Source organism: Teredinibacter haidensis (assembly GCF_014211975.1).
Classification (GTDB): Bacteria; Pseudomonadota; Gammaproteobacteria; order Pseudomonadales; family Cellvibrionaceae; genus Teredinibacter; species Teredinibacter haidensis.
Genome location: NZ_CP060084.1, coordinates 218,645 through 240,672, shown reverse-complemented (window position 1 = coordinate 240,672; position 22,028 = coordinate 218,645). Strand labels below are relative to the sequence as shown.

Genomic DNA, 22,028 nt, shown 5'->3' with positions numbered 1-22,028 from the left:
CCTTGCGCAGCCTCCCGGACAGGAAAAGAACTAAAGCACTGCCCTCCCTTCTGTATAAGCTTATTGGTAAACAAAACTACCCTCTTGGCGAATATCCATACTGGATACGCCCATATAGACATTAAATTTACCTTGTTCGACTAACCAACCCTTACTTTCCACATCCCAGAACGACAATTCTCGCTGGCCAATATTGATCGTTACCTGCTTTTCTTCCCCCGCTTGCAACCACACTTTGGCAAACCCCTTCAGCTCTTTTTGCGGACGCTCAACACTCGCCTGATCATCACCCAAGTATAGCTGCACCACTTCCGAACCCGCGAGCTTACCGGTATTTTTCACATTAACGCTAATGGTAATTTGTTCGTCGTTTACCGAAACCGTGTTGGGGAGCGATAAGTTGCTCAATTCAAATTCGCTATAAGATAAACCGTGACCAAAAGGAAAGAGAGGTTTAATGCCGTGGAGTTCGAGCCAGCGATAGCCAATAAAAACACCCTCTTTATACAGCGAGTCGACCTCGTTGTAATCGTTAAGCGCGATGGCCGAAGTATGCTCGTATTTTTGCGCCAAAGTGATGGGCATTTTGCCGCCAGGGTTGATATCCCCCAGTAGCATTCGCGCATATGCGTTACCGGCTTCCATTCCTCCGTACCATCCCCACACGATAGTCGCCACATCTTCAGCCCAGGGCATTTCCACCGCTGAACCGGCAACCATAAAAGCAATAGTATTGGGGTTCACTTTATTTAGCGCACGAATAACATCATCCTGATTTCCCGGTAATCGCATATCTTTACGATCGGCGCCTTCACGATCATGATCGTGGTTTAAGCCGCCAAAATAAAGTACCGCATCGGCGTCCTTTGCGACCGCCAAATATTCAGCTTCGCTCGCCAGCGTCAATCCCGGCGCTGCCCACCCAAGCGTAAACGCGCGATCACCATCGTAGAACAATTCAAATTTGTAGGGGCTGCCAGCTTCCAGTCGCAACGTTTTCGCTACCGTACTTTCTTCATCGCCTTCGTAGCGAAGCACCGTTTCGCCCTCTACCTGCAGCTCGGCTTTACCCACTCCTTTAAACTGAACAATATGATCACCCGTTTCCAAAGGCACTAGCGTTGCCTGCATATTTAAATACTGTGTGGCAACACCGGGCTCCATCTCGTAACGGGATTCCGGCCATTGCTCGTATCCCTTAGGTTTTGTCCGCTCGGCATCCTCGAAACGATGAACCATCCAGGCCGGCGTTCCAGAGCCTCCATGGCGAGTGGAAATATAATCGGTCGCGATGGGCTGCAAAGTATTATGGCTGGCTGCACGCATATAGATAATGTCGACATCGTCACCCAACGCTTTTTTCAACCCCTCCAGAGGTGTAATCTCGTAGTGTGATTTCACTTGCGCAGAACCGCCGCCTCGGCCGTGAGCCAACGTGGCATTGGGCCCAAGCACCAGGATTTTTTTCAATTTGGATTTATCCAAGGGCAATAGCTGATTGTCATTTTTGAGTAAAACGATGCCTTGCTCAATAATGGACTGAGCAGCTTGATGATGCGCTTCGGTATCACGCGCACCACTTTTACGCTGTGGATCCATCATCCCCACACGCAGTTGCAAACGGAGAATCCTCCGTACTTTGTCATCAACAATCGATTCGGGAATTTTTCCTTTTTTCACCATTTTTAGTAGTGGTCGAGCAAAGAAATAGTCTTCGTAGTCGTCAACCTTGGTTCCCATTTCCAGATCGAGGCCATTCATGGCCGCGTCATACGTATTAATATCCACATGCCAATCCGTCAGCAATACGCCGTCAAACCCCCACTCCTCTTTTAAAATTTCCTGCACTAGGCGCTTACTCTGGTTGGCATTCGTGCCATAAACACGGTTGTAAGCTCCCATTAACGACAGTGCCCCCCCCTCTTTCACTGCCGCTTCAAATGCCGGTAAATAAACCTCCCGCAATGTGCGCTCATCCGGCCGGGCATCGACATTCCAGCGATTCAATTCCTGTGAATTCAACACATAGTGTTTTACACAGGCTGCCACATCGTTTTCCTGAATGGACTGAACTTGAGGTACGACCATGCTGGCGGCCAAAAAAGGATCTTCGCCAAAGTATTCGAAGTTACGGCCATACGTTGGTAGACGAGCAATATTTACACCCGGGCCAAGAATAATATCCTTCCCCCTATGACGGGCTTCTGCACCCAAAACACTACCGTGTAGACGAGCCTGTTCCGGATCCCAGCTGGCGGCAACCGCCGTGAGAGGTGGTAGATAAGTACCGTAATCCGTATCCCAGTTAGCCGAGGCCCAGCTGTGCCGGGAGATCTCTTCGCGCACACCATGAGGTCCATCGCTTAGCGTCATTTCCTTAATGTTCAAACGATCAACGCCTGCCACGGTGAATTTACTGTTGGCGTGTAACATCGAAATTTTTTCTTCCAATGTAAGCGCCACTAAAAGACGCTCAACTTCGGCCTCAACAACTTTTGCAGAGCTCCGGCTATCCTCAGGCATAACAACTTCCGGTAAGGGCTTGGCGCAGCCCATTAGGGTGAGCAGACACAAGGGGCATAGTATTTCAGGCAATTTCATAGGTAGGATCTTTACATTAAAAGGTGATGTGCAGTTAACGACAAGCACGCTATCATTATCGTTGCGATAGTAGCAGGCTTTAGGTCAGTAAAAAGCCGTAATGCGAACTTAAGGGAAGCATCATGCATATCATCATTGGATTTCTTACCGCTCTAGCGACCCTGTGCTTTGCGCTCTACCGCTTGCACAATGCTGGCGTAAACCTGAACACCTTCAACCCGTTCTATTGGGCGCGCAGGCGCGAATGGGAAAAACAGCTAGGCACCAAACCCCTACACCGATTGGAAACCCCCATGGAAGCCGCCGCTCTACTTGTTGTCGCCATGGCGAGGCTGGAAGGAGACATTACCCGTGAACAAAAGCAGGACGTTATCCAGTTTTTTATCGAGGAGTTTGGTATTAGCGAGACGTCAGCGATTGAATCGTTTGCCGTATCCTCACATTTGCTCAAAGACGTGGTGAATATTACCGACGAAGTCAAACCGGTTCTTGCTCCCAGCATTGGGCAGTACCAGACAAGGCACAAAGAATCACTGCTAAAAATGCTAAAAGAGACAGCAGGAAAAGAAAGGGAAGCCAGTAAAGATCAGCTGGCTTTCCTGGCGGCGGTTGAAATAGAACTTAACCGCCAACCGGAACAGGCTAAACATTGGTAATTAACGCTGGGATACTATCCATTGGTCGACACGGCGTTGCAGCAGAGTAAGTGGCAGCGCCCCCCCACCCAGAATCGTATCGTGGAAGCCGCGAATATCAAATTTATCGCCCAACGTATCCTCCGCTTTTTTTCGCAGGCGTAGAATATCGATCATTCCGATTTTATACGACGTTGCCTGACCGGGAATAACCAGATAGCGGCGCACTTCGGATCGAATACCTTCTAATGGCTCGGGCGAATTTTGCTGGAAAAATTCTATCGCCTGCTGCTCTGTCCAACCTTTGGCATGCAGACCAGTATCGACCACCAACCGAATACCTCTCCAAATTTCACTACTCAAACGACCAAAATCTGAATAAACATCTATATAGGTGTTATTCATTTCTTTTGCTAAAAACTCGGAGTACAGCGCCCAGCCTTCCACATACGCGGTGAAGTGCTCTTGACGGCGGAAGGTAGGTACCGATTTTAACTCCTGGGCAATGGAGATCTGCATATGGTGGCCGGGTAGCCCCTCATGGTAAGCAATCACCTCCAACTGATTTTTCGGCATAGACTCCATATCGGACAAGTGTGCGTAATAGGTTCCCGGGCGCGAACCATCGGGTGTGCCTGGATAGTAGTGCTGAGCAGCACCATCCTGCTCGCGGAACGCTTCTACACGTTTAACCACTAAATCAGCTTTAGGCAAAATCCCGAAATAATGAGGTAGCTCGGCTTTGATATTTTCAATGGCCGCCGAAGCATCATCAATATAGGCCTTGCGACCGTCATCCACATTGGGGTAATAGAAACGCGCATCTTGTTTGCTTTCCCGGATGAGCGTAAAAAATTCCTGTAGATTGCCTTCAAAACCAGATTTTTCCTTCAGCGCAACCATTTCTTCACGCAGTCGCGAGACTTCACTTAAACCCAACTGGTGAATCTCTTCGGCGCTGAGATCGGTGGTTGTCATCAGTTTTAGCAGATAATTGTAATACTCCAAACCATTTGGTAACGCAGACACCCCAGTGGAAAGGGGGCTGGTATTTTCAATATCGCTTTCAAGGAAAGCGATAATGTTACGGTTAACAAGCGCATATTCGTCCGATAGCGCCGTTTCTATTTTCTTGAGTAGATCACCTGCACCGGCCTGAGTAATTTTCCCCCCTTCCAAAAGGGCATTCATCTTACTTTTAGCATCGAGCCACAACGGGGCATCTACGTCAGAGTTATCAAACGGTTTTCCGGTAATAAGCTTTTCGATTTCTTCTGCAACAATTTCATATGCAAATGCGGGTGGCCGAATATTTTTATCCGATGCGGCTTTAGCTCGGGCCAGCAACTGCTCCAGCCCCCTGGAAACACCACTGATCCGCGCCAGGTAGGCACGCATATCAGGCTCATCCTCTACCTTGTGAAAATTAATTAAAAATGTTGGCAGGAACGAATGCAGGCCATCCATTTGATTAAAAATATAGCCGCTCTCCATAAATGGCTCGCCAGCCTTGGCCAGCTCGTAGCCATAAACCCACATATCGAAAGAGGTTTTGGTTTCATTGTCTAACTTGGCATAATTGAATTGGGTCTTTAGCTCATCAACGGTGGACGCCAACCAAGCAAGCTGCTTTTTCTCAGCGGCGATACTAAAGTCGTCTATTTTATCGTAAAGATCCTTGCGCCCCAGAAAGGTCAGCTCAATGGGACTGAACCGCAATTTTTCTTCGTATTTTGTTTCAAACCACTGATTGAGCCTGTCGCTTTCACTCAGCACCACCTCGTCAGTCTGATCAACAACCTCCACCGCCTTTTCACTACAGGCAACACTAAGCACAGCAATAAACACCATGACCATTTTTTTAAACATAAGATCACTCCAGGTAGGAAACATTATTCTTTACGGGTAAACACACTTACTCGACGACAGCTCCGGTCTTCGCGATTTTATACCCGGAGAAGGCAAATAACAGTGTCATAATCGGGCTGATAAAGCAGAAAACCGCGAACGGTGCATAACTTAAGGTTGCAACCCCCAGCACGCCAGCATGAAACGCACCGCAAGTATTCCACGGAACCAAAACAGACGTTACCGTACCCGAGTCTTCCAACGTACGACTCAAGTTCTGCGGTTCGAGACCACGATCTTTATAAGCTTCCCGATACATTTGGCCAGGCACTATAATCGACAAGTATTGGTCCGACGCACTGACATTGGTAAAAATACAGGTGCCCACGGTAGCACTGAACAACTGTCCCTGGGTGCGAGCTTTGAGAACAATAGCCGAGGTAATACGACGTAAAAAACCCGAAGCTTCCATCACCCCGCCGAAAATCATTGCACACAGAATCAGCCAGATGGTATTCAGCATACCCGCCATACCACCGGAACTTAGCAACTCATCCACCACTGCCGAGCCGGTTGTAATACTCGTTTCTCCATAAAAAGCTGTGAGAATAACCGCATAGCTTGTCAGCTTTTGGTATCCCGCTTCTTGTCCAAGAGATTCCACTAAGGGCGATTGAAAAGTAAGTGCCAGCAGCGCACCGAGGAGGGAACCTACAAATAACGCTGGCAAGGCCGGCACACGCTTTACAATCATCACAATGACGGAAAGTGGCGCTATAAGTAAAAAGCCATTGATGTTAAAGGTTGCGGCCAATGCATCTTGTATCTCGCGCGTCCCCGTTTTTTGCTCGTAATCGCCGATCCCCATAAACGCAAAAACTACCAACGCGATCACTATGGAAGGCCCCGTGGTAATAAACATATAACGAATATGAGTAAATAAGTCCGCACCGGAGACTGCCGCCGCAAGGTTGGTGGTATCCGATAACGGCGACATTTTATCGCCGAAATAGGCTCCGGACAGGATCGCTCCGGCGGTCATTGCCGGGTTGAATCCGAGCGCTATGCCAATACCCATTAAGGCGACGCCGACCGTAGCTGACGCTGTCCACGAGCTACCCGTCGCAACCGACACCACAATACTGATCACGCAAGCTGCCAATAGAAAAATATTGGGGTCGAGAATATAGAGGCCGTAATAAATCATGGCGGGGACAACCCCACCCAGCAGCCAGGTTCCTGAAAGTGCTCCCACCATCAACAAAATCAAAATTGCCGGCATTGCAACCGCAATAGATTTGATCATACCTGCGTGAAGATCTTTCCAGCGGATACCAATACGCAGGGCAAAAACGGTGGCTACAGCAGAAACAAAAAGCATCGTCAGCTGGTTTGCACCGCCGATGGCATTATCGCCAAAGATATAAACATTTAGCGCCAACAGAGCAATAAGAAGACAAACGGGAGTAAGGCTCAAAACAAACGATGGAGTGCGACTCATGTCTGATCCTGATCAATGAAAAAAGAGGCGGTTCGCGAAAAAAGAGTAGTCTGTCCTGCTCTGGACACTGGCGTCAAGCGCTACGGGAGGCAGCGCCCTCCAATTAACTCTCTCCTTCTATAAAACCGGCTTTTTTTGAATACCACACACCCTGAATATCTTCCAGCACCATGTAAAAACACGGCACAATAATTAAAATGATGGCACTCGCGAATATAATGCCAAACCCTAGCGAAATAGCCATCGGAACCAGCTGTGCTGCTTGTCGTGAGGTTTCCAAAATAATCGGTGCGAGACCACCAAAAGTGGTGAGTGTTGTTAGGAAGATGGGGCGGAAACGCCGGATACTCGCTTCCCGAATGGCCTCCAGCGCCGAAAGATGCTCACGATGGCGGTTGGCGTAGTCGACCATAATCAACGCACCGTTCACAACCACACCAGACAAAGCCACCATTCCCATTAAGCTCACCAGAGACAAATCGTAATCCAGTAGCAAATGGCCAAGCACTACACCGATCAAACCAAATGGAATTGAGATCATAACAATAAGTGGTTGCGTATAACTGCGGAAGGCGATGGCCAAAAGGGAATAAATGATAAACATGGCCATGGAAAAACCACCCCAGAGCACACGCGTGGATTCGCGCATTTCTGCTTCGCTACCGCGAAAGCTCCAGGTAACACCGGGATAGTCTTCACGCAACTGCGGTAGTATCCGCTCATTCATGGCCGCGCTAACGCGGTTGATGGCGCTTTGTGGCTCGACATCCATTCCCACATTAATAACCCGACGACCATTGCGCCGACTCAGCGAACTAAATGCCTCGCTTAATTCGGCATTGGCGACATCATGCAAGGGCACTTCCCGGTTATCCGGAGTGCGAATAATTAAATTGTCCAACGTGTGTTGCTGCTGGCGTTCTGCCAGCGGTAGCTTTACCCGCACTTCAATTTCATTGGTGCCGCGCAACTGCCGCAGCGCCACCGCTCCGTAAAAAGCGTCGCGCACCTGGCGCCCCACATTCGCGGGGCTAAGTCCCAATAGTTGGCCCTCGGGAAGCATCGTAAAGTTGTACTGTAATTTGCCGGTATTGTAATTATCATTGAGATTACGGGTATTGGAAAATTCCGCCATACGCGCTTTAAAATCCATAGCAGCTTCTGCCAGCACAGCGGTATCACTATGGCTAAGGTCAACACTAATATCATTTCGCCAGCCACCCGGGCCGCGCTCTGCTTCAAACGTAATTTGGTCAACCCCATCAATATCGCCAATTTCATTTCGCCACAACTCAATCACTTCCGCTGCACTCATATCCCTCTGGTTGGGTGGTTTCATCACCATTTCGACATCGATAAAAGTTTTGCCCCGAACATTGGTTTTTATTCCCTCTGCCACCCGGTGGAGATCGTGCTCTGCGAACATTTTGTGGGTTGATTCGGTAATCGCGTTAGCAACCCGGGCGGCCTGCTCAAGGGTCGTACCTACCGGCAAACGCACACCCGCTTCAATCTCATCCGCAGCTACGCGCGGCATCATGATCATCCCCATATGGTCACTCACGCCATATGCTCCCACCACTATCAGACACGATAACGCAGCGCTAACGGTGATATAACGAAAACGCAGGCAGCGATCGATTACAGGGCGGTATTGGGTTTCAACTAAATAATGAAAACCTCGGGCCATTTTTTGTTGGCGCTGATGAATTTTTTGGCCGATCTTTGTGCGTGTTTTCACCGCATTGTGTGCCAGGTGCGCGGGCAATATATAGAGAGCTTCGATAAGCGACAAAATTAACACCACAATCACCACCACCGGGAACGGCCACCAGAATTTTCCCGTGGTACCGGGAATAAACATAATGGGAACAAAGGCAACAATAGTGGTCAGAATGGTGAATGTTACCGGCATGGCAATTTCGCGAGTGCCATTGATCGCGGCGGTCATGTAGTCTTCGCCCCGCAAGCGGCGCTCGTAGACGTTTTCCCCCACCACAATCGCATCATCCACAACAATGCCAAGTACAACCAAAAAGGCAAACATAGAAATCATGTTGATGCTGACACCCAAAAAAGGTAGCACTAACACGCCGCCAACAAATGAAACGCACATGCCCACCATAATCCAAATGGCCAAGCGTAACTCCAAGAACACCGTGAGTATCATCAGCACAATTAAAATGGCTAAACCACCATTCCCCAGCAACAGCATTAACCGATCACGAAAATCTTCGGCATCATTCCGATCAATACGATAATGCACACCAGACGGCAGCGTCGCATCCAACTCTTTCAGCACTTCGCTGACCGCCGTAGCGATATTCAGTGGAGATTGGTCCCCTACGCGATAGATATCCACATCAACAGATGGTTGCCGATTAAATTGTGAATGAAAGCCTGACTCCTCAAATCCATCGTACACGGTGGCGATGTCACCAAGAGTAACCAGCGCACCGCTATCAGCGATAACCACTGGAATACTGGCAAACTCTTCCGCCCACTGTTTACGCTCTTTTAATCGTATTAGAATTTCACCACGACTCGTTTCTACAGCTCCAGCCGGCACATCACGCCCCGATGATGCAATTGAGCGGGCCACTTCTCCCAAGGTTAATCCAAAGCGGCGCAGCTGTTCCTGCGCGATTTCCACATGGGTGACATAATCGTGAATGCCTCCCAGCTCTACATGAGTAATCGTGTTTTCGGTGAGTAATCGATCGCGTAGTTGCTCGGCCAGCTCCCGCAGGCTCCAAATATCGAGGTCACCATATAGACCAATTTCCATTACCCTATTCTGGCTAGCCCGTATGCTCACCTCAGGATCTTCGGCATCGTCGGGAAAGGTGCGTACACGGCTAACGGCTTGCTCGACTTCCTGATAAGCTTTCATGCGATCGGTGCCAGACACCAGCTCCAAACTCACTTGCCCGCCCCCCTCCCTCGCTTGGGAAGACATTTCCTTAATTCCCTGTACGCCACGTAAAGCACCTTCTATCGGCTGAAGAATGCCCTGCTCGACCTCTTCTGGTGATGATCCAGGATAGCTAACACTTACATCGATAATATCCATTTCAAACTCAGGAAAGACCTGTTTTTGTACCTCAAACGCCATAAACAGGCCACCACCAAGCAAAATAATCATCAACAGATTGGCCGCTATAGAATTTTTCGCCATCCAGGCGATGGAACCACTGTTCGTTGTCACGAGCGAACCTCCGAATTCATTTCACCTTTTAATCTAAGCTCAGCCCCCTCGCGCACACGAGAAAGATCAGTTGTTACAATTTTGTCTCCGGCATTTAAACCGCTTTTAAGGTAGGCGTACTCCTTATCTTGAAAAACAATATCCAATTCGCGAATAACCAGGGTATTCCTCTCCATCACCCAAGCAGTATTATTCTTGCGCACATAGTCGCGATGAATTTTGACAACCTCGTCCAATTTACGCGTGGTAATACTACATTCGACAAAACTCCCGACTACGAGCGACCGAGCACCGTTGTTCGTATCGCGCAGGGCAAGTGGATCTTCGACCTTAATGATCACCCGAGCCATGCGAGTGCTCCCGTCCAGAGAACCAACAACACTCAACAAACGGCCCTCACGGCTGGCGCCACTGGGCCAGGCTGTTCGATTACGCACACTAACGCTACCGCCAGGCAAGGACTCTGTCGGCAACACCAACCATGGTAGCCTCGCAAGCGGAAGCGATGCCTCAACCCAATAGTGATCCACTCCTACCACCTCGGCGAGGGTCTCATTGGGGTTCGCCATTGAACCAACATCGACATTACGGCTAATCACTTGAGCATCGAAAGGAGCGCGTACCTGCGTACGCGCCAAATCCAGTTTCGCCCGCTCTACCATCGCCTGGGCCGCTGAAACTTTTGCCTGCGCACTACGCATTTGAGGCTTGCGCAGAATCAGCTCTTGTTGCGACCCCTTTAATTCACGATTGAGCCGCACATAATCTCGTCGTGCAGCCTCCTGCTCTCCGGCTTCGATAGCCAGCGCAGATTGTGCCTGAACCAGCTCGCTTTCGAATTGCTGCAACTGGTGACGATAATCTGCAGGATCGATTTGTACCAACATGTCTCCTTTCCTAACGTAACCGCCAGGAAAAAAATGTTCGGCGCGCGCAGAAATGTGCCCACTCACCTGCGCTCGCAACAAAACCCGCTCGGCTGGAACCACTGTACCCATAGCCGTTATTTGTGGATGAAAGCTCCCGTACTCAGCCTCGACAACCTCCACCAGCATCGCGGTGCGCTTGGTGGCCGCCTCTATCTGAGCCACCGGCTCGGTAGTAAAAATAACTTGCGACAACAATAACCCGGCAAACAATACGGCTATACAAATAACGATTGTGCGTGTTTTCGAGAATGCTGCAGATGTAGCTTCGGCCATAGAAGTTGTCCCCAAGTTGATTTTTAAATATTTACGCATAACCTAGTGAAAAATATATACGAGTACGAGTAAGCACAACGCAAACAATGAAAGAAAGATTAAACAGGCTCTCCCCGCTAGGCGCACGGTATTACCGATCTATCCCTGTCTTGTTTTGGGGCACACAGAGGGTTACATCTGGCACACCCACTTCAAGCCCGAATTTAACACTTAATTCGGTCACGATGCGGTATGGTAGATACGGTAACACCTGCTAAACTTCTGCGCTTAAACAACTGCCCGCAGGAGAAACTCATTGAAAGCACCTAAACCGATGAAGCTTGTGGCATACCTCGCCATTTCGGTTGGCTGTGCCCTAGCCAGCATCAGTGTTGCCAGCACAGTCAAACAAACCAAAGGCGATTTTGAAGATAAGTTTCGCCAGTTGGACGAAATTCTGCCCACACCCAATGCTTACCGCAACGCAGCCGGAGAACCGGGCCAGCAGTACTGGCAGCAACAAGTGGATTACAGTATTGAGGCCACCCTGCACGAAAACGAGCGCCGACTCACAGGCAAACAAACCATTCGCTACCACAATAATTCGCCCTACGCGCTGAAATACCTGTGGCTGCAACTGGAGCAAAACCGCTTTAAACCGGATTCGATGGCAGAACAAACCGTCGCCTTCGGCGGCTTGGGTCGGCGCGGCCCGGCGACCCGAGCAAAAAACGATGAACAGCCCGCTGGCATCACCTTTGGTGAACTTCGCCGTCAGCAATTCTATGCCGACAATAACATCGGCTACGAAATTAGCGCCGTAACAAACACGCAGGGCAGCGCACTACCCTATTTGATAAAGGGTGCACAAATGCGTATCGATTTACCTCAGCCTTTAAAAAGCGGTGAACAGCTAAGCTTTAAGCTCAATTACGCTTACAATATTCTCGAAGAAGATGCCGTATCGGCCCGCGCGGGTTACGAACACTTTCCCGACGATGAACGCAAAGGCGGAAACGATATTTTTCTGCTGGCGCAATGGTTTCCACGCGTAGCGGCCTATTCCGATTACGAAGCATGGCACAACAAGGAGTTTCTAGGTCGCGGTGAGTTTACCCTGGAGTTTGGCAACTACGATATTAAGCTTACCGTACCAGCCGACCACATTGTTTCCGCAACCGGCGAACTGCAAAATCCTCAAAACGTGCTCACCAAAACCCAGCAGCAGCGTTTGGACAAAGCTAAAAACGCCAAAAGCCCTCTATTTATTGTAACCCCTGAAGAAGCTCTGGAAAACGAAAAAGCAGGTACAAACAAAACCAAGACCTGGCACTTTAAAGCCAACAACGTCCGCGACGTTGCCTGGGCCTCCTCCCGTAAATTTATGTGGGACGCCAAGGGCTATCATCAGGGTGGAGAAAAAATGCCCCTAGTCATGGCAATGTCTTTTTATCCAAAAGAAGGCGGCGAGCTTTGGCAGAAATATTCCACCGAGGCAGTGGTACACACCATGGAGGTATATTCGCGCTTTTCATTCGACTACCCCTACCCTGTGGCGCAAAGCATTAACGGCCCCGTAGGAGGTATGGAATATCCCATGATCACCTTTAACGGTCCGCGTACAACTTGGCACGAAGACGGTAGCCGAACGTATACGCAGGCGGAAAAGCGCTTTTTAATCGGCGTGGTGATTCACGAAATTGGCCATATTTATTTTCCGATGCTGGTAAATTCCGACGAGCGCCAGTGGACCTGGATGGATGAAGGGCTAAATAGCTTTCTCGATGGCATTGCCTGTCGCGAGTGGGACCCGGACATTCCCTGGGGTGTCGAACCTCGCGATGTGGCCGACTATATGAAATCCGAAGTCCAAGTACCGGTGATGACACAATCGGATAGTATTTTGAATCTCGGCCCTAACGCTTACACAAAGCCAGCTGTTGCACTGAATATTTTGCGCGAAATCATTTTAGGCCGCGATCTATTTGATTTCGCTTTTAAGGAATACGCCCAACGCTGGCAATATAAACGCCCAACACCTTCAGATTTTTTCCGCACCATGGAAGAAGCCTCAGGCGTTGATCTGGACTGGTTCTGGTACGGCTGGTTTTATACCACCGACCACGTTGATATTTCCGTGGACAAAGTTTCACAGCTGCGTATCGACACATTAAATCCCGATATCGACTTTAAGCGTCGACGCGAAGAGGAGGTAGACAAGCCCGCGTCAGTATTTGTTGAACGTAACCAGCAGGAAGACAAGCGCCTGTGGGTAGACAGTAATAAAGGCGTAAGCGATTTCTACGATAAGCACGACCGCTTTACCGTCACCAATGTTGAACGCAACGAGTATCAGCAGATGCTGGTTGATCTTGAAGACTGGGAACGCAAGGCACTTAGCCGAGCCGTAAAAGAAGATCGAAACTACTACGTGCTGGAGTTTTCCAACCTCGGCGGTTTGGTAATGCCCATTCTGTTGGAGCTTACCTACGAGAACGGCAAAAAAGAACAGCGTTACATTCCCGCCGAAATCTGGCGGCGCTCGCCCCACTCGGTAAAAAAATTAATCGTAACCGATAAAAATCTCAGCGCTGTAACGATAGACCCCGAGTGGATGACAGCCGATGTCAATGTGGATAACAACCACTACCCACGTCGGATCATTCCCTCCCGTATCGAAGCCTTTAAACAGGAAGAGCGAACCGACCCGGTATATCGCGACATCATGCACGATATCAAAACTGAAGAAAAAGCACCGGAAGCAACGCCCAAGAGGAAGTAAGCGTGAGAAACCTGCTGCTATCAATTACACGGCTCGCCTTTATCGTGAGCCTTTTTTTCTATACAAGTTTAAGTCATTCACATCAACAAAAACGCGCACTAACAACACTGCTATTTAACGCTAACAACGGCATGCTTGAAGTCAGCCATCGCTTTTATATTCACGACGCCGAGCACGCGGTAAAAAACCTGCAAAACAAAAACGCCGACCTGCTAAACAACCCCCAAACCCAGCAACAGTTTAACGATTATGTGCGCAACAACTTTGGTCTTCGCATAAACGGAAAACTAATTGAATTGCAGCCAGTCGGATTTGAAGTGGAAGGAAAATTTTTCTGGGTTTATCAGGAAATACCCTTTCTTGTCGATCACCTAAAAACTCTAGAGGTATCCCATCGCGCACTACAGCAGCTTTGGCCATCACAGGTAAACTTGATCAACATGGAAGGACTGGGGAAAATATATTCGATTGAAATGGGAAAACGTGATAAATGGAAAAATCTCTACAGAAAAGAATAGCCGAATATCGCCTGTAACACCAAGAAAATTTCGTATACGTTAGGCCCTGTTGAATTAGAACTAATAACGAAGCTGAGCACACCGCAGATGGCTGACGGCACAACAGATGTGGGCCGCTATTTCAAGCCCCAAAAAGAGTTTCACCACACCGACTTGGCAGATCAATCTTTTATCTATGTGCCCGAATTGAACCACCCTCCACAGATTTATCACGATATCTATTGGCAAGATATGCCCATGGAAGTTAAGGCCGCAAGCATTGTTGTCGTCAGTATGGATGTCTATTTCGATCCAGATACCGGGCCCGAAGCACTGCTAGTTGAGATAATATGGGAAGTAGACGCAGAAGAGATTACGGCTGCAAGGGGTAAAGTGCCGCTGTAATCCAAGACTTTCGTATCGGGAAATACGATAAACGTTTGGCTACGCGTAAGTGACGGAGAAGCCACCGTTGAGAGTAACCGCCTGGAGGATTATGTGTATTCTATCTAAGCAAAAAGCCCAATCATCTCTGGCTAGAGACTTTACCAGTAAAGACAGGGCCTATATTGTCGCTCATTTTACGCCAAGTGGCGTTCGCTCGCTAACCAGGTTACTGCGTTCACGAAGTAAAAGGAGCCCTAGGGATTGGGCTAGCAGTTGCGAACTGCGCTTTTAAGCTGCAAAGAAATTTTTCACTAACCGTCTTTCTTCAATGAAAAAAAAATCCACTTAAGCTAGCAGGTCTAAGCTCGGCTTAGAATTCACGCATTCGCCTTTGAATACCCCCCGCTTTCAGCTAGAAAACAACAAGCTTACCTTCCCTCAGAAAGCTCGCGTTTTGAATATTCTCTACATTCGAGTTTTAGCTCACTTTTCCTCTATAGTTGGTGCCCTGAGACTTCTTCGGAGGCAGGTAACGCAAGGAGACACATCAATCAAAGACTTCCTACGTGAATACCATTAAGCTTGAAGTCATAGCCTTTCAAAATATCTTGATCATATTTCGCTTCCAGCTCACCGTACAGAGTTGCATCTATATCAACCCCATTTTTAAGTGTAAATGTATCAGTTAACGAAAATATACAACCATCACCGTTAAAATCGGCCACGTGGGTGAGCGCGAACAAATTATTCTCAACGTCAACATAAGTGGTTTCTGGATCCAAGTTAGAATTTTGTAACGGGTCAATCCAGGATGAAGTTACAGAAAAAGGAACCTCACACGTTAACTCAACGGACGAATGGATAACTTGCCTTACCACAGTGTAGGAGCCGCTCTGCTCAAGACGCTCAAGTTCTTCGAACTGTATTTCAACGTGCGGGTGGACCATAGTGATTTCTTCGCTATCACTAAATTCAAAAAATGTATTGTAATCAAACTTGGAGAACTTCAAGCGTATATCAATGGACCACTGGTTTTCTACTTCCGGGTAGAGATAGCGATCGGCTAAAAAATAATTCGCCAAATCCATACACTCTTGGGATACAAAACCATCGCTATCAATGGAGATTGACGATTTTCCTGGGTTTTCGCTCAACCCCAACTCAAGGGGGTACCAGCCATACAGGCTCTGTTGAGTATTCCAAACTTTTTCGGAAAAGCTGCTGCCATCAAATTTATTAAGCGGCGTCCCCATAAGCGCGAGCAATTTGCGACCAGAAACATCGCAATTACCAAGTTTGTCACCGGACTGATCTTGAGAAGAGGCAGAGCTGCTGGAGGCAGAGCTAGTCGTTGAGGCGCTGGAAGCTGAACTCGAGACGCCACCATTTTCGGGTGTTTTAGTTCCACCACTACCACCACCACAAGAAGAGAGGGTAAAACAGCATGCCAAGCCAAACATATAACGACAAAAACCCGTTTTCATACAGCAATCCTATCCAAATATTGATATTAAATTCACTCTAAAATAAAACATGGTTTATATGTATTAAATAAAGTGCTTGATAAGACCCCAATCGCAGTTAATTTTTCTTCGCGTGCAAACAAGGGCTTACAGATTCTAACGTTAGAGACTGGAAAATCATAAAAATAACACCGCACAACCGAACGATCGTTATCATCCCATAAGATGGCAATTCCGGTATCGGAGAGTAATCGATTTACTCATTCAACTCAAGAAATGCGCGCTTTAACTAAGTCCGTTTTGATGTTATTTCTGATCGAGCATTTTAAATGTTATTTTTTGTAGGTTTGCAGGCTAGCCCTGGTTTTTTCGATGTTATTTCTGTCTCATTCAGAGTTAACCCACTTTTGATATGTGATAGTTTCCGAAAATAGTTACAGGAAGGCGCTTATCATCTTTATCTCGCAAGGGAACCGCTGATAAAACTCAGACATTTTCTGCACGACCCCAACCGCCGCGTAGTCTCTTTTTGAAAAACAGATGAGTTCCTACAAACAGGCGCCATTACCTTAGAAAAGAGGCCGGAGAAACTTTGGACTTGATCAGACTCCCTTAATCACTTATATGAACTAAAACCCAGTGCGGGCAAAAAAAGCAGCTAAAGACGTGAGCCCCATTTGGGTTAGTAATGAACCGCCAGCCATATTGTTCGCGTATCGGGCTTTGTCCAAGTGACCTTATGCTTTTTGTGCGCCGGGATATTTACATATCCACCAGGCACTAAATGTACATCACTATCATTTTCAAATGACAACATTGCCTCACCTTCCAACACAATCACCCATTCATTCTCCGACTGGTCGTACCATCCAACGTTGGGAGAAGCGTGACCTTTAGAGACAATTCTTTCAATTTTTACATGTTCCCCAAAAGCCAGATCCGAAAAAACCTCATCGCGGATATCGTCTGGAATTGATTCAAAAATATTCCCCATAACTAACACTCTATAGCGACTATTAAGGTCAACCGTATTACCCAGTTGATCCACATTTAACGGCTCTAAAGCCCAACGGGCCACTAATTTTTTCCGGAAGTTGGGCACAGCGCCGGAACTATATTACGTACTGACACCTAAAACACGCCGTAAGTGCTTCCCAGCGGGCGAGAGCTTCTGCCCCCATGTTTTGGGTAAAGGAAGGCAACCGGTGGCCGCCTATTCACATCTACAGATAAAACGAATAACCTAATATTACGCAATCTCCGCCGTCTAAATAATCACGTATAACGATGAACACATATTCAACTCCATCACTGCCAACCTGCCACCTAAGGCCCCGACCTATTCGCTGCGCCATCGCGAGAAAAAATAGACATTATTTCTGAAGATGACTGACATTTAATTATAGGTGTAATATCGGCCCAGGCTTTCAACTTGGGAAATAATCAATTCGCCTCGGCTCTTCTGTCTATATTTTCGACGCTGTTTTCTTTGGTCAAAAGATTGGCCCATCCTACTGAGAGTATTGTCTGGCAAGAAACTCTCTTTAGATTTGTTTGCGCCCATTGAAATCCGATCTTCCTCACACGTAATTTTAGACTCGTGATAAACCCTCATTTCGCTTTCTCTTATCGTTCTTGCTGATGGATCAGCTATATCAAAGTCGTCAGCACAAAACGAGCAATTAACCTCTCCCGCTTCTGTTTGTTTAACATCGACACCTGCATGCTACGGATTGCCAGTCAGCTCAGAAAGGTCGCCAGCGCTCTTGAACAAAACATCAGAAACGAAAAACATCTAGCCTTGTAAACATCTGTACGCCAACGAACAGGCACATCATTTGTGCTTCTATTTGACGAATCTAAAGCACAACTTACTAACCCAATGACAACAACCGAAATAAGCTTACAAATAGGAAATGAAACATTCACAACACCTCCGAGGCCTATAGTTAAGCTTATTTTCGAACACAACTCTTTAGGTATTTATTTTCCGCTGACATAGGCGCCTTTCTATTTAATTCTATTACAGCTGCGGCCGAATCGTTCGCTTTCACAGATTTTTTGAGCGTGGCGGCCTGCTGTTCAATCCAGACCCACATTAAACAATATTCAAATCAGTGAGGCTCTAACGTCACTCGGATACGTCAACAATTCCGGAAATATTCGATTTAATCCTCATAATTGAATAGCTATCGAAGAATTCATATCAACAAGAACGGTGTTCTTATTATCTTTTTTGTAGAGCGTGCTAGATCGAATGTCAAACATTAACACGGTAATCGTTATTGTCGGGCTTGCGAATGTGGCGCCAAAATGCGTATTGGTCGTCACATTGAGCATACCAACTCCCGGTGATCCGATTCCAAGCTAGACAGGCATGTACCGGATGAGTTTTACTATGATTGCCACCCGCGCATACACCGGTGGTATAGCAAGCTGTGAATGTCAGAAAAAACCATTACGCGGTTTTGGGATACAACATTCACAGTGCAATGACAATCAGCCAGCCGTCATACCCCTATTATAAATCGGGTTTGGTTGTTCAACGAAAGTGAACCACATCTCTTTTTACTCACGAATTTTTCGCTGGATGTTAGTCAGTCCTTACTGCCTTTTCACAAAAGCCCTACGAGGCGATTTAGGCAGCACTTTTCTTTAATTAAAAAGGGGGATATTTTATGACCTTTACATACATGTGGTATCAATCTTTATTAAAACGCACTCTGGTTGCAACTATGTCGGCTGCATTATTGCTGTTACCTGGGATACTGAGTGCCGCTCCATCGGAGCCTCATAGCTGGGAAAATGTTCGCATCGATGGTGGTGGATTTGTGCCGGGTATTGTGTTCAACCAGTCTGAACCCAATTTGATTTATGCACGTACCGATATCGGCGGCGCTTACCGTTGGGAAGAGTCGGGCCAACGCTGGTTGCCCATTATGGACTGGGTAAGTTGGGATAACTGGGGCTGGAATGGCGTGTTAAGTATGGCCACTGACCCCGTTGATACTAATCGTGTTTACGCTGCAGTGGGTATGTATACCAATAGTTGGGACCCCAACAACGGCGCGATTGTTCGATCTTCGGATAAGGGAGCCACTTGGCAAGCTACGGAGCTGCCTTTCAAAGTGGGTGGCAATATGGTTGGTCGCGGTATGGGAGAGCGCCTGCGGATCGACCCTAATGATAACAGTACGATTTATTTCGGTGCGGAACTGGGCGAGGGTTTATGGCGCAGTACCGACTATGGCGTAACCTGGAATGAAGTTACCAATTTCCCTAATCCTGGAACTTATATTCAAGACCCAGAAGATGAGTTTGATTATCTCAATAAAATTCAGGGCGTGGTTTGGGTGAGTTTCGACAAAAGCTCTGGAACACCGGGTAGCGGATCTAGCCGTATTTTTGTAGGCGTTGCGGATTTGGAAAATGCGCTTTATCAAAGTACAGATGGTGGTGCAACGTGGGAAGAAATTCCTGGTGCTCCGGTGGGATATATTCCTCACAAGGGTGTAGTAGATCACGAGAATGGATATCTCTATGTTGCCACTAGTGATACCGGTGGTCCTTATGATGGTGAGGCTGGCGAAGTTTGGAAGTACACAATTGCGACCGGCGAGTGGAAAGATATTACGCCCATGACGATAGCAAGTGGCGATCTCTATTTTGGCTACGGTGGTTTGACTATCGACCGACAAAATCCTTCGACATTAATGGTCGCTTCGGTGAACTCTTGGTGGCCGGACATGATTTTATTTCGGACGACCGATGGTGGTGATACGTGGACTCGAATTTGGGATTGGGATGGTTATCCATCACAAACCAAGCGTTACACTATAGATATTTCGGAGACACCTTGGCTAACGTGGGGCGCAAACCCTCAGCCTCCAGAAACTGTGCCCAAGTTGGGTTGGATGAATGAATCAGTAGAAATCGACCCGTTTAATTCTGATCGCTTCATGTACGGAACGGGCGCTACTATTTACGGCGCAACTAATTTAACCGCATGGGATAACGACGAGCAAATAAGTATTCGTACCATGGTGAAGGGGCTGGAAGAAACCGCAGTACAAGATTTGGTAAGCCCGCCGGAAGGAGCACATCTTTTTTCTGCCCTGGGGGATATTGGTGGCTTTAAACATAATGATTTAACCGTTGTGCCCGAGATGATGTTCCAAGCCCCCGATTTTGGTACAACAACGAGTATTGATTTTGCAGAATTGAATCCGGGAACCATGGTTCGTGTGGGTCATCCTGTGGGCGATACGCCCGATGGTTTCGTGTATATCGGTGTTTCAACATCCAGTGGTGATGCTTGGTGGCAAGCCTCTAATGCCGGTGCCCCCACTAGCGGTGGTACGGTTGCACTAGCTGCAGATGGCAGCACCATTGTGTGGAGCCCCGGTGGATCAAGTGTTTATTACTCGACAACTTATGGCAGCTCTTGGACAGCGTCTGCCGGAGTGCCAGATGGCGCAAAAGTTCGATCTGATCGCGTTAACCCTAAAAAATTCTACGCTTTGAGTGGTGGTACTTTTTATATTTCCAGTGATAGTGGTGCCAGCTTCGTTTCGTCTCTAGCCTCAGGTTTGCCAACCGGTGGACATCTACAGTTTAAGGCGGCGCCTGGCTATGAAGGGGATATTTGGTTAGCCGGAGGTGGTAATGGTGATGACGAACCTTATGGATTATGGCGGTCAACGGATTCGGGCGAGACCTTTAGCAAACTGGAAAATGTAGAGCAAGGCGATAACGTCGGTTTCGGTATGGCAGCGCCAGGTAGTGAATATCATGCCGTGTATATCGTCGCAAAAATTGATGGCGTTCGTGGTGTATTTCGTTCAAATGATGAAGGTGCAACTTGGGTGCGTATTAACGATGATGCGCATCAGTTTGGCAATATGGGCGAAGCGCTGACCGGCGACCCGCGTATATACGGTCGTGTTTATTTGGGTACCAATGGCCGCGGTATATTAATGGCCGATACGCTTGGTGGATCTAGCTCTTCTTCAAGTAGCAGTTCATCAAGTTCTAGCTCGTCCTCCAGCAGTAGCTCTTCAAGTTCCAGCAGCTCTTCATCGAGCAGTAGCTCTTCAAGTTCCAGCAGCTCTTCAAGCTCCTCGGATGGTACATCCCAACAATGTAATTGGTATGGTACAACCTATCCGTTATGTGTAACGACAACCAGTGGATGGGGGTGGGAAGACCAGCAAAGCTGTATCGCTGCGAGTACCTGTAGCAATCAGCCGTCCCCTTATGGCATTGTGGGTGGTAGCTCCTCGTCAAGCTCAAGCAGCTCCTCGTCAAGCTCAAGTAGCTCCTCGTCAAGTTCAAGCAGTTCCTCGTCAAGCTCAAGCAGCTCCTCGTCAAGCTCAAGTAGCTCCTCGTCAAGTTCAAGCAGCTCTTCCTCCAGCTCTTCTTCGAGTAGTTCATCTGGCGGAGTGACTTGTGCGGCTGACACTGTGAATGAATGGGGATCTGGTTATCAGATGAGCGTAACGGTCACTAATGGCAGTGATGTGAGTATTAGTGGCTGGACCATTCACCTAGATTTCGGCGAAAGTCCGCAGTTATCCGGGAGTTGGAATGCATTGCTATCCACGTCGGGAGATGTGGTTACAGCCAGTAATGTTTCATGGAATGGAAATCTAGCGCCAGGTCAATCTGCATCTTTTGGGCTGCAAGGCACATCAGATGGTAGTGTGAATACACCCATCTGTACTGTTCAATAAGCCTCTAAAAATAATCCGGCAGAGATCTGTCGGATTATTTTTCCCTTTATCTCCTTTCCGTCCCTCGTGGAAAAAATTAGTGGTCTTACCCGCTAAAAATCGCCAACACGTATTCTGCTGCACGATACTCAAACCCCTTGATCCGAATGCAGAATCAGGCCAGATTCACAGAGACGCTCCGCAACGGCTGTAG

General features: G+C 47.9%; 12 protein-coding genes. 5 read left to right on the top strand and 7 right to left on the bottom strand.

Translation table 11 applies throughout. The features are described from left to right. Positions 1-60: 60 nt before the first annotated feature. Positions 61-2,601: a beta-glucosidase gene (locus H5715_RS00935; RefSeq protein WP_083608046.1), complete on the bottom strand. Its 2,541-nt coding sequence runs from the start codon at positions 2,599-2,601 to the stop codon at positions 61-63. A gap of 122 nt (positions 2,602-2,723) precedes the next feature. On the opposite strand from H5715_RS00935, the gene H5715_RS00930 reads away from it, so the two are divergent. Beyond that, positions 2,724-3,257: a hypothetical protein gene (locus H5715_RS00930; RefSeq protein ID WP_075186015.1), complete on the top strand. Its 534-nt coding sequence runs from the start codon at positions 2,724-2,726 to the stop codon at positions 3,255-3,257. Here the strand turns inward: H5715_RS00930 and H5715_RS00925 are convergent, their stop codons facing one another. From H5715_RS00925 to H5715_RS00910, 4 genes are all read right to left on the bottom strand, one after another. After that, complete coding sequence (locus H5715_RS00925; protein WP_075186016.1) at positions 3,258-5,105, bottom strand: DUF885 domain-containing protein; 1,848 nt, start codon at positions 5,103-5,105, stop codon at positions 3,258-3,260. Between the two features lie 46 nt (positions 5,106-5,151). Continuing rightward, positions 5,152-6,585, bottom strand: coding sequence for a Na+/H+ antiporter NhaC (nhaC, locus tag H5715_RS00920; RefSeq protein WP_075186017.1), 1,434 nt, complete (start codon positions 6,583-6,585; stop codon positions 5,152-5,154). A 103-nt stretch (positions 6,586-6,688) separates the two neighbouring features. Next, on the bottom strand, positions 6,689-9,793 hold the full coding sequence (locus H5715_RS00915) for an efflux RND transporter permease subunit (RefSeq protein ID WP_246434643.1): 3,105 nt from the start codon (positions 9,791-9,793) through the stop codon (positions 6,689-6,691). Then, a complete protein-coding gene (locus H5715_RS00910; RefSeq protein WP_075186018.1) occupies positions 9,790-10,995 on the bottom strand; it encodes an efflux RND transporter periplasmic adaptor subunit in 1,206 nt (401 codons plus the stop codon). The genes H5715_RS00915 and H5715_RS00910 overlap by 4 nt, the downstream gene beginning before the upstream one ends. Before the next feature lie 295 nt (positions 10,996-11,290). Here H5715_RS00910 and H5715_RS00905 point away from each other — a divergent pair, with 295 nt between their 5' ends. The 3 genes from H5715_RS00905 to H5715_RS00895 all read left to right on the top strand — a co-directional run bounded on the left by H5715_RS00905 (position 11,291) and on the right by H5715_RS00895 (position 14,658). Further along, a complete protein-coding gene (locus H5715_RS00905; protein ID WP_246434642.1) occupies positions 11,291-13,756 on the top strand; it encodes a M1 family metallopeptidase in 2,466 nt (821 codons plus the stop codon). Between the two features lie 2 nt (positions 13,757-13,758). After that, positions 13,759-14,274, top strand: coding sequence for a DUF6702 family protein (locus H5715_RS00900; protein ID WP_221892326.1), 516 nt, complete (start codon positions 13,759-13,761; stop codon positions 14,272-14,274). A gap of 87 nt (positions 14,275-14,361) precedes the next feature. Continuing rightward, positions 14,362-14,658 carry a hypothetical protein gene (locus tag H5715_RS00895; RefSeq protein ID WP_075186020.1) on the top strand — a complete coding sequence of 99 codons (297 nt, stop codon included), beginning with the start codon at positions 14,362-14,364 and terminating at the stop codon, positions 14,656-14,658. 533 nt (positions 14,659-15,191) lie between these two features. Here the strand turns inward: H5715_RS00895 and H5715_RS00890 are convergent. Both H5715_RS00890 and H5715_RS00885 read right to left on the bottom strand, forming a co-directional pair. Then, the gene (locus tag H5715_RS00890) at positions 15,192-16,124 is read right to left on the bottom strand and encodes a hypothetical protein (RefSeq protein WP_075186021.1); all 933 of its coding nucleotides are present in this window, start codon (positions 16,122-16,124) and stop codon (positions 15,192-15,194) included. A 661-nt stretch (positions 16,125-16,785) separates the two neighbouring features. Next, positions 16,786-17,181 (bottom strand): cupin domain-containing protein, encoded by a 396-nt coding sequence (locus H5715_RS00885; protein ID WP_246434640.1) that lies wholly within the window; start codon positions 17,179-17,181, stop codon positions 16,786-16,788. A 1,657-nt stretch (positions 17,182-18,838) separates the two neighbouring features. Here H5715_RS00885 and H5715_RS00880 point away from each other — a divergent pair. Continuing rightward, the gene (locus H5715_RS00880) at positions 18,839-21,835 is read left to right on the top strand and encodes a cellulose binding domain-containing protein (protein ID WP_425507050.1); all 2,997 of its coding nucleotides are present in this window, start codon (positions 18,839-18,841) and stop codon (positions 21,833-21,835) included. Positions 21,836-22,028: the final 193 nt, after the last annotated feature.